9 protein-coding genes and 5 tRNA genes are annotated in these 7,432 nt (G+C 72.8%); 7 read left to right on the forward strand and 7 right to left on the reverse strand.

Features of this window, described 5'->3' with window-relative positions; all coding sequences use genetic code 11:
* Positions 1–15 precede the first annotated feature (15 nt).
* Both BIV23_RS44675 and BIV23_RS44680 read left to right on the forward strand, forming a co-directional pair.
* The gene (locus tag BIV23_RS44675; protein WP_071386737.1) at positions 16–1,044 is read left to right on the forward strand and encodes a phosphotransferase; all 1,029 of its coding nucleotides are present in this window, start codon (positions 16–18) and stop codon (positions 1,042–1,044) included.
* An 85-nt stretch (positions 1,045–1,129) separates the two neighbouring features.
* A complete protein-coding gene (locus BIV23_RS44680; RefSeq protein ID WP_079173817.1) occupies positions 1,130–1,438 on the forward strand; it encodes a TFIIB-type zinc ribbon-containing protein in 309 nt (102 codons plus the stop codon).
* A 62-nt stretch (positions 1,439–1,500) separates the two neighbouring features.
* Here the strand turns inward: BIV23_RS44680 and BIV23_RS44685 are convergent.
* From BIV23_RS44685 to BIV23_RS44705, 5 genes are all read right to left on the reverse strand, one after another.
* Positions 1,501–1,572, reverse strand: a tRNA-Val gene (locus BIV23_RS44685).
* Positions 1,573–1,601: 29 nt separating this feature from the next.
* A tRNA-Val gene (locus BIV23_RS44690) sits at positions 1,602–1,673 on the reverse strand.
* Positions 1,674–1,720: 47 nt separating this feature from the next.
* A tRNA-Val gene (locus BIV23_RS44695) sits at positions 1,721–1,792 on the reverse strand.
* 1 nt (position 1,793) lies between these two features.
* A tRNA-Cys gene (locus tag BIV23_RS44700) sits at positions 1,794–1,867 on the reverse strand.
* A 38-nt stretch (positions 1,868–1,905) separates the two neighbouring features.
* Positions 1,906–1,978: transfer RNA gene (locus BIV23_RS44705), tRNA-Gly, on the reverse strand.
* 178 nt (positions 1,979–2,156) lie between these two features.
* Between BIV23_RS44705 and BIV23_RS44710 the strand changes: the two genes are divergently transcribed.
* The 3 genes from BIV23_RS44710 to BIV23_RS44720 all read left to right on the forward strand — a co-directional run bounded on the left by BIV23_RS44710 (position 2,157) and on the right by BIV23_RS44720 (position 4,948).
* Positions 2,157–3,221 (forward strand): chorismate-binding protein, encoded by a 1,065-nt coding sequence (locus BIV23_RS44710; protein WP_071386731.1) that lies wholly within the window; start codon positions 2,157–2,159, stop codon positions 3,219–3,221.
* Positions 3,218–4,039, forward strand: a complete 822-nt coding sequence (locus BIV23_RS44715) for an aminotransferase class IV (RefSeq protein WP_071386732.1) — start codon at positions 3,218–3,220, stop codon at positions 4,037–4,039. The genes BIV23_RS44710 and BIV23_RS44715 overlap by 4 nt, the downstream gene beginning before the upstream one ends.
* Before the next feature lie 84 nt (positions 4,040–4,123).
* Positions 4,124–4,948 (forward strand): GNAT family N-acetyltransferase, encoded by an 825-nt coding sequence (locus tag BIV23_RS44720; RefSeq protein WP_071386733.1) that lies wholly within the window; start codon positions 4,124–4,126, stop codon positions 4,946–4,948.
* Positions 4,949–4,975: 27 nt separating this feature from the next.
* Here BIV23_RS44720 and BIV23_RS44725 read toward each other — a convergent pair whose 3' ends face one another.
* Positions 4,976–5,503 carry a DsbA family protein gene (locus tag BIV23_RS44725; RefSeq protein ID WP_071386734.1) on the reverse strand — a complete coding sequence of 176 codons (528 nt, stop codon included), beginning with the start codon at positions 5,501–5,503 and terminating at the stop codon, positions 4,976–4,978.
* 267 nt (positions 5,504–5,770) lie between these two features.
* Between BIV23_RS44725 and BIV23_RS44730 the strand changes: the two genes are divergently transcribed.
* Together BIV23_RS44730 and BIV23_RS51025 are read left to right on the forward strand one after the other, a co-directional pair.
* Complete coding sequence (locus BIV23_RS44730; RefSeq protein WP_071386735.1) at positions 5,771–6,214, forward strand: hypothetical protein; 444 nt, start codon at positions 5,771–5,773, stop codon at positions 6,212–6,214.
* A gap of 199 nt (positions 6,215–6,413) precedes the next feature.
* Complete coding sequence (locus BIV23_RS51025) at positions 6,414–6,572, forward strand: hypothetical protein (RefSeq protein WP_177240264.1); 159 nt, start codon at positions 6,414–6,416, stop codon at positions 6,570–6,572.
* A gap of 101 nt (positions 6,573–6,673) precedes the next feature.
* On the opposite strand, the gene BIV23_RS44740 is transcribed toward BIV23_RS51025, so the two are convergent.
* Complete coding sequence (locus BIV23_RS44740; protein WP_071377522.1) at positions 6,674–7,234, reverse strand: CGNR zinc finger domain-containing protein; 561 nt, start codon at positions 7,232–7,234, stop codon at positions 6,674–6,676.
* Positions 7,235–7,432 lie beyond the last annotated feature (198 nt).

The raw sequence follows: 7,432 nt of genomic DNA on the forward strand, positions 1-7,432 counted from the left end.
CCCCTCACCCCCGCGATCCCCGAGGCCCCCTTGACTCTCCTTCCCGCGCTCACCGCCGAGGTCAGGGCCGTCGCGCACCCGGATCGCGCCGCCGACTGCGCCTGCGCCACCCCCGCCCCCCTGGCCGACCGCCCCGACGCGACCGTCGTCCGGCACGGCGGCACCGTCGCGAAGGCCCACGCCCCCGGCACCGATGCCGCCGAACTGACACCCCGCCTCGCGCTGGCCGCCCGGCTGCCGGACGTCTTCCTGCCCCCGCTCATGCCGGTACCCGCCCCCCTGCGCGACCGCCTCGTGACCTTCTGGCCGTACGGCAATCCCGTGGACCTCGACGATCCCGACGCGGCCCCCTGGGAAGCCACGGCCACCCTCCTCGCCCGCCTGCACCGCACGCCCCCGCCCGACGGTCTGCCCCCGATGCGCGGCCCCGCCAAGGCCGCCCGAGCCATGCGCCGACTCCACGCAGCCCTGGCCCGCAAAGCCGTGGCCGCCGAAGCCGTGGACGCCCGGGTCGCGGAAGCCGGAGACCATGTCGAAGTCGGAGAGCACGCCGGCCCCCGCCCCGAAGCCGCCGCCCCCGTCCTCGCCGCCTGGGCGGGCCTTCCCGCCTGGGCGCGTGCCGAGGCCGCCATGCCGGGGCCGGCCGCCCTCTGCCACGGCGACCTGCACCTCGGCCAGCTCGTCCGGCACCCGGCGCCCGACGGCTCCTGGCGGTTGATCGACGTCGACGACCTCGGTACCGGCGCTGCGGCCTGGGACCTCGCGCGGCCCGCCGCCTGGTACGCCTGCGGGCTCCTTCCGCCCGACGCGTGGGTCCGCTTTCTCGGCGCGTACCAGCGGGCCGGCGGACCCGCCGTACCGGCGAACGGTGACCCCTGGGCCGCGCTGGACATGCCGGCGCGTGCGCTCACCGTGCAGACGGCGGCCCTCGCGCTCACGAAGGCGCTTGACAACAACCGCCCGCTGGACGAGACCGAGCAGGCGCTGATCGACGCATGTGCCCGAATGGTGCTGGTTCCGCACCAGTTGGCGCCCAGCACCTGAACCAGGCTGCAACCGCCCGGGGCCACACGGAGTCTGTCCCGGGGAAACACCAAGCAGGATCGACCGGCGAGGAGTTGAGCCGACGATGCATTGTCCGAAGTGCCATGCGCCGATGCACACCTACAACCGCAGCGGCGTCCAGATCGAGCAGTGCAGCGGCTGCCGCGGCATCTTCCTCGACTACGGCGAGCTGGAGGCGCTGACCCAGATGGAGGCCCAGTGGTCCAGGCCCGCTCCGCAGGCCTACCCGGCCCCGCCCGCCCCGCAGGCGTACCCGGCGCCGCCCGCGCCCGCCTGGGGCGCCCCGCACGGCGGTCACCACGGCGGCCACGGACACCACGGTCATCATGACCACCACCACAAGAGCTGGGCCCACATGCTCTTCTCCAGCTGAGCGGGGCGGGCGCACGAAGAAGCCCCCGGCCGTACGAGACGGCCGGGGGCTTCTTCGGTGTGTGGACGATACTGGGATTGAACCAGTGACCTCTTCCGTGTCAGGGAAGCGCTCTCCCGCTGAGCTAATCGTCCGCAGGCTGTGACGCGAGGGTCACAGTCGGTGCGCGATACTGGGATTGAACCAGTGACCTCTTCCGTGTCAGGGAAGCGCTCTCCCGCTGAGCTAATCGCGCGGGGGAGGATCTTCGAGAAGATCCGCAGGACCTCCGGGGAGATCCAGTGGACGATACTGGGATTGAACCAGTGACCTCTTCCGTGTCAGGGAAGCGCTCTCCCGCTGAGCTAATCGTCCTTGGAGGTGGAGACGGGATTTGAACCCGTGTAGACGGCTTTGCAGGCCGTTGCCTCGCCTCTCGGCCACTCCACCAGGAGTGTAGGGGATCGGGATGACCCCTTCTTCCTTCGAGCGGACGACGAGGCTCGAACTCGCGACCTCAACCTTGGCAAGGTTGCGCTCTACCAACTGAGCTACGTCCGCCTGTCGTTTCGGTCCGCTTCCGCGTCCCGGCGACGTGTTGAACTCTAGCGGATTCCCGGGCCAGCACAAAAACGCGTTTGCGCAGCGTGCTGCGGTGCACCCGACGGAGGACATGGTCAGGGCTCCCCCGGGGACATCCCGGAGTCATCTTTCGGACACCAGACCTAGACTCGATCACGTGCCTCATCTCGCTTCCCGGCCCCCTGCCCTCGCCCGTTTCGGCGACCGCGTCGCCACCGGTCTCCTGGACGTCACCAGCGACCCGGCCGCCCTGGACTCGGAGGGCTTCTGGGCCGTCTGCGCGGACTTCGAGGGCAGACTGACCTGCGCCCGCTTCGCGCACGTACGCGAGGAGCCGGTGCCCGCCCCGGTGCCGGGCGGCTGGCGCGGCCCGGCGGTCGGCGAGTGGACCACCTCCCTGGACCGGCGCGCGTACACGGCGGGCGTCGACCGGATACGCGAGCACATCGCGGCCGGCGAGGTCTACCAGGCCAACCTCTGCCGGGTCCTCACCGCACCCGTGGCCCCCGACGCCGACGTGGACGCCTTGACCGCCGCTCTGGCCCGCGGCAACCCGGCGCCGTACGCGGGCACGATCCGGCTGCCGGAGCACGGCGTGGAGATCGCCACCGCCTCACCCGAGCTGTTCCTGCGCCGGGCGGGGCGGATCGTCGAGAGCGGGCCCATCAAGGGCACCGGGCGCACGGAGGCGGACCTCCTGGAGAAGGACTACGCCGAGAACGTGATGATCGTCGACCTGGTGCGCAACGACATCGGACGCGTGTGCGCGACCGGCACCGTGAGCGTCCCCGACCTGTGCGCCGTCGAGAAGCACCCCGGCCTGGTCCACCTGGTCTCCACGGTCCGCGGCGAGCTGCGCGCCGATGCCGGCTGGCCGGAGCTCCTCGCCGCCGCGTTCCCGCCCGGCTCGGTGACCGGCGCGCCGAAGTCGAGCGCCCTGCGGATCATCGAGGCCCTGGAGACGGCCCCGCGCGGGCCGTACTGCGGCGGCATCGGCTGGGTGGACGCCGACCGCGGCACCGGCGAGCTGGCCGTCGGCATCCGCACCTTCTGGATCGACCGGCCGGGCGACGGCACGGCGCTGCTGCGCTTCGGCACCGGCGCCGGGATCACCTGGGGGTCCGACCCCGAGGGGGAGTGGCGCGAGACCGAGCTGAAGGCGTCCCGGCTGCTCGCGGTAGCGTCGGGGTCGTACGAGGTGACCGGAGGGGTGTGCGCATGAGGATCTGGCTGGACGGCGGGCTGCGGGACGCGGAGTCCGCCCGTGTCTCCGTCTTCGACCACGGACTGACGGTCGGCGACGGCATCTTCGAGACCGTGAAGTCGACCGACGGGCGGCCCTTCGCCCTCACCCGGCACCTCGACCGGCTGACCCGCTCGGCCCGGGGCCTCGGCCTGCCCGACCCCGACCACGACGAGATCCGCGAGGCCTGCGCCGCCGTCCTGGCGGCCAATCCGATGCCGCTCGGCCGGCTGCGGATCACCTACACCGGCGGCCACGGCCCGCTCGGCTCCGACCGCGGCGAGCACGGCCCGACCCTCGTGGTCGCCCTCGGCGAGACCACCCGCCGCCCGGACACCACCGCCGTGATCACGGTCCCCTGGACCCGCAACGAACGCGGCGCCCTGACCGGCCTGAAGACCACCTCGTACGCCGAGAACGTCGTCGCTCTCGGCCGTGCCCACGAACAGGGCGCCTCCGAGGCGCTGTTCGGCAACACGGTGGGACAGCTCTGCGAGGGCACCGGCTCCAACGTCTTCGTCGTCCTGGGCGGCGAGATCCACACCCCGCCGGTCGCCTCCGGCTGTCTGCCCGGCATCACCCGCGCCCTGGCGGTCGAATGGACCGGCGCCAGGGAGACCGACCTGCCGCTGGACGTCCTTGAGCGCGCCGACGAGATCTTCCTGACCTCCACCCTGCGCGACGTCCAGGCCGTGCACCGCGTCGACGACCGCGAACTGCCCGCGGCCCCGGGTCCGGTGACCGCCAAGGCGATGCAGATCTTCGCCGAGCGTTCCGGGGACGACCTGGACCCCTGAGCCGGCCGAGGAGCATCGGCGACGTGCGCGGGTGCGCGGGAAACCGGGCTGACTCGGCGGCCGGGCACGGGTAGAACACCTGTGATGACCACGACCCTGCGGCCGGTCGAGCCGCTTCAGCAGCATCCCGACGGCACCCGTTCGCGGCGCTACCAGGTGTGTGTGAACAGCCGCCCCGTCGGCGAGATCCACCTCGGTACCTCGCCGTCCCTCGGGGACACGGTGGCGAGCGTCGACGAGCTGTGGATCGCCGAGCCCGACCGGCGGCGCGGCCGGGCCACGGTGGCCGCGCTCGCCGCGGAGGAGGTGGCGCGCGGCTGGGGCTGCACCCAGATCGAGACCGTCGTCCCCGCCTCGGCGGACATCGCTCTGCGGCTGTTCGGGACGCTCGGCTACACCCTGCGCAACCGCCGCATGCGCAAGCAGCTCGGCCCCGTCCCGCCCGAGCTGCCGGCGGGCAGTGCCGCGCGGCCCATGGCGGAGGCAGAATTCGCGGCATGGCAGGAGCCCGAGAAGGAGCGGTACGCGCGCACGTGGAGCGAGCGCGGCGTCCCCGAGGCCGTCGCCCGCGACAAGGCGCGCCGCGACCACGAGCGGCTGCTGCCCCACGGGCTCGCCACCGACGGCATGCGCTTCAGTGTCCTGGAGCACGAAGGGGTCCGGGTGGGCACGCTGTGGCTGACGCTCACGGACGACGGCGCGTTCGTGCACGGCGTCGAGACCGAGGCGGCCCACCGCGGCCGGGGCCACGGCCGTACGCTCATGCTGGTGGCGGAGCGGCAGGCGATCGAGGCCGGCCGGCCGGTCCTCGGCCTCAACGTGTTCGCGGGCAACACCCCGGCGGAGCGGCTGTACGAGTCACTCGGCTACGAGACGACGTCCCGCGCCCTCACCAAGCCCCTGCTGTAGGAGATGCCGGGGCGGCGGACGGGGCCCCTAGGCCTGCTCGCCCCCGTGCAGCAGCCGGTCGGCGATCTCCTCGATGCGCTCGCGCAGGCCTTCCTGGCTCTTGCCGCCGTCGAGGCGTTCGCCGCCGATGACGTACGTCGGGGTGCCGGTCACCCCGATCGCCTTGCCCTCGGCCTGGTCGGCGTCCACGATCAGGATGTGCCGGCCGTCGATCAGCGCCGTGTCGAACTCCTCGGCGTCCAGCCCGAGTTCACCGGCCACCTCGACCAGGAAGGGTTCTCCCCCACGGTCCAGCTCCTCGACCCGCCCCAGCACGGCCTCCACGTACGGCCAGCCCCGGCCCTGCGCCAGCGCCTCCTCGGCGGCCTGGGCCGCGGCGAAGGAGTGCTTGTGCTTCTCCAGCGGGAAGTGCCGCAGCCGCAGCTCCAGCCGCTCGCCGTAGCGGGCGCGCAGGGCGCGGACGTCGTCCAGGGCGGTACGGCAGTCGGGGCACTGAAGCTCGCACCAGACGTCGAGGACGACGGTGCCGGCGCGTGCGGGGGAGGAGTCGCTCATGCCGCTCAGTCTTCCAGGCCGGGCCCGGCCGACCCAATCGGGACCGTACGGCTCCTCAGGGGAGCCGGGCCGTGCGGCACTCCAGGAGGAGACGACCCGGAGATGTCCCTGATGTCCGCTGCGGGCATGGCATCGCGGGCACGGGACGGTGCAGGATGGAAGGGACGAAGCGCGCCGGCCCGGCGTGCTGCGTTCTTCGCGTACCTCGCGTACCTCGTGTTGTCCGCGTTGATCCTTCCACCCGACCGAGCCCGCCAGGAGGACCGGATGATTGCCGAGACCGTCTGCTCCGCCGTTTCTGCGGCGGGCCTGGGCATCGCTGTCGTCACGGCCTATCGCAAGCGCTTCCTCGCGGCGGCGCGCATCGCGGCCTACTCACTGGTGCCGGTCGGCCTGGTGATGACCGGGATCGTCGGCTGGCTCGCCGACACCGCCTTCAGCCCTGTCGCCTGGGCGGGCTTCGGGGTGCTGGGCGCCGCCTGGTTGATCTTCGCGGGCGGGCGCGCCGTCGAGCGCCGGCGCGGCGGCGCCACCCGGGCCGAGCGCAGAGCGGCCCGCGGCGGCGGGACGGACGCGGTCGCCCCTGCGGCCTCCGCCCCCTCCCTGGGCCAGGGAGCCCGGCAGACGACCGGATCCGCCACCGCCCCACGCGCCACCGGCTCCGAGGACTTCAGCGACATCGAGGCCATCCTCAAGAAGCACGGCATATGACGGCCGCATGACGGTCGCGGCGGCATAAGGGCACGTCGGGCCGACGGGACCGAAATGACACAGTGCGGCATGGCCGCGTCCGGTTCCGTTCACAAAACGAAGCAAGTCGGGCGGGACGGCACGGAATGCGGCAACTCCCGCATCCAGGTGGCATGTTGATCGCGTGCGGTGCCTCTCCTGCGCCATGATCTGCCGCGAGATGCTGGACACGACACAGAGCGAGGCCGCGCCGCCGCCACCGAAGGACGAGCCGCGCGGGTGCCTCTTCGCCCTATCCCAGCCACCGCTGATGATCTTCCTTGCGGTGATCGGGTGTCTGATCCTCATGGCTGCGCTGCACGACCTGCTGTTGCTGTGAGCCGTACGCGTCCGTCCCGGCGCCACCCGCCGGGACCGACGTCGACCGGACCCGCCGGGCATCTCGCCTGCGCACGGCGAGCGGGTGCCTCGCGGCTGGTGTCAGCCCGTCGCCTCCTTGCGCCGGGCGCGGTAGGCCGCCACGTGCAGCCGGTTTCCGCAGGTTCGGCTGTCGCAGTAGCGGCGCGAGCGGTTGCGGGACAGATCGACGAAGGCGCGCCGGCAGTCCGGCGCCTCACAGCGCCGCAGTCGCTCCTGCTCCCCGGCCACGACGAAGAAGGCGAACGCCATCCCGCAGTCGGCGGCGAGATGGTCGGACACGGAGGCGCCCGGCGCGAAGTAGTGCACATGCCAGTCGTAGCCGTCGTGGTCCGTCAGGCGCGGGGTGGTGCCGGCCGCGGCGACCAGGTCGTTGATCAAACCTGCGGCGGACCGGGGGTCCGGCGCCGCGAAGATCGCCGCGAAGCGCCCGCGCACCCGGCGCACCGCCGACAGATCGAAGTCCGACAGCACACCGACATCGCTGATTTCGTGGTTTCGTACGAAATCAGCGAGGGCCGCGACATCGGGCAGTCCGTCCGCCGCCGCGTCGTCCTCCGGTGCGGTGTTCACCAGATCGACCGCGGTGTCGAGCGCCCGCCGGGTGTCGTGGGTGATCAGCACGTTTCGCTCCCTGGCCTGGGGGGTCGGGCGACGCCCGCCGATGCTGGCCGATGGTAGCGACATCGTGCCACGCGCACCGGCCCCCGCCCGATTCGGCATGCCGGGACAACGCCCGCGCGCCCGACAGGGTTCCCGGCCCCGGCCCGCCCCTGCCCTTGTCCGAGCGGGCCGAGGGGGGCGGAGGGGAGAGGCGGTGGG

This window comes from Streptomyces monashensis (assembly GCF_001866665.1).
GTDB classification, from domain to species: Bacteria; Actinomycetota; Actinomycetes; order Streptomycetales; family Streptomycetaceae; genus Streptomyces; species Streptomyces monashensis.